Below are 522 nucleotides of genomic sequence, written 5' to 3'. Positions count from 1 at the left end.
AGAGCTTGTGTCAAGAGGTTTCAAGACCAAGACAATAATGATGCAGCGGCTATGGCTGCTGTCAATGCTGCAAATACGGCAGCAATAATTGTAACTACCATGAACTAGGAAACTACTATGACGTCGGCTGAATTTAAGGAAGCAATTCGCCCATTTGTACGCCAGTTTATCCGTGAGCAAGTGATTGCACGTAGCACGGAGTACAGTGTTTATCAAGGGGATACTCAATGTAAACGAAATACTAGTGCTGTAATCAACCAAGAATTCTCTGATATTTATAGTGAAATGAGAGATCGTATCGCTCGTGAACGAGAAATCTATCAATGAATTACCACCAATACTACCCAACAGATGTTTTGAATGGTGAGGGTATACGTTGTGTCCTTTTCTTATCGGGATGTAATCACGGCTGTCATGGTTGTTACAATGAGTCTACTTGGAATCCTAATTCTGGCTTCCCTGTAACTAAAGATCTGATAGATCAGATTATCTCTGACCTACAAGATGAACGTATCCCACGAC

General features: G+C 41.2%; 2 protein-coding genes. Both read left to right on the top strand.

Going from position 1 to position 522, the window contains the following annotated elements; translation table 11 throughout:
- The first annotated feature begins 117 nt into the window (after positions 1-117).
- Positions 118-327, top strand: a complete 210-nt coding sequence (locus tag N1032_RS27805; RefSeq protein ID WP_259543969.1) for a hypothetical protein — start codon at positions 118-120, stop codon at positions 325-327.
- Positions 324-522 (top strand): 4Fe-4S cluster-binding domain-containing protein (locus N1032_RS28595; RefSeq protein WP_407933103.1); only part of this gene is annotated, 199 nt, incomplete at its 3' end. The genes N1032_RS27805 and N1032_RS28595, both read left to right, overlap by 4 nt.

It is taken from the genome of Herbiconiux daphne (assembly GCF_024979295.1).
GTDB classification, from domain to species: domain Bacteria; phylum Actinomycetota; class Actinomycetes; order Actinomycetales; family Microbacteriaceae; genus Herbiconiux; species Herbiconiux daphnes.
Note: the sequence above shows the minus strand (reverse complement) of the source record. Positions and strands in the feature narration are given on the sequence as shown.

Bases quoted from the DNA above. Each gene is read 5' to 3' on its own strand.
- N1032_RS27805 (WP_259543969.1), top strand. From the start codon at position 118: ATGACGTCGGCTGAATTTAAGGAAGCAATTCGCCCATTTGTACGCCAG.